Raw genomic sequence first — 216 nt, forward strand, 5'->3', positions numbered from 1 at the left:
ACCTTTCCGGTCTTAAGAAGACGTTTGGTACTACAGTCGATTACGTTCCAACAAAGTTTTATGTGTTTGATGTTGGAGGAAACAATTTACGAGTCGTCGCTACAGTCCATTTCAACCGGCAAATGTTTTTCATTCGTCATGTGCTAAAGCACAAGGAATATGTCGAATGGACAAGGAAGAATAGAAGGAAATGAACATTCATAGCCATTCGGGAGG

Annotated in this window: 1 protein-coding gene; it reads left to right on the plus strand. The window is 40.7% G+C overall.

All coding sequences use genetic code 11. From position 1 onward, the window contains the following. On the plus strand, positions 1-194 hold a 194-nt coding region (locus tag AB4Y44_RS43090; protein WP_368702870.1), incomplete at its 5' end, for a type II toxin-antitoxin system HigB family toxin. Between the last annotated feature and the right edge of the window lie 22 nt (positions 195-216).

Origin of the sequence: Paraburkholderia sp. BR10937 (assembly GCF_040965695.1) — a bacterium.
Classification (GTDB): Bacteria; Pseudomonadota; Gammaproteobacteria; order Burkholderiales; family Burkholderiaceae; genus Paraburkholderia.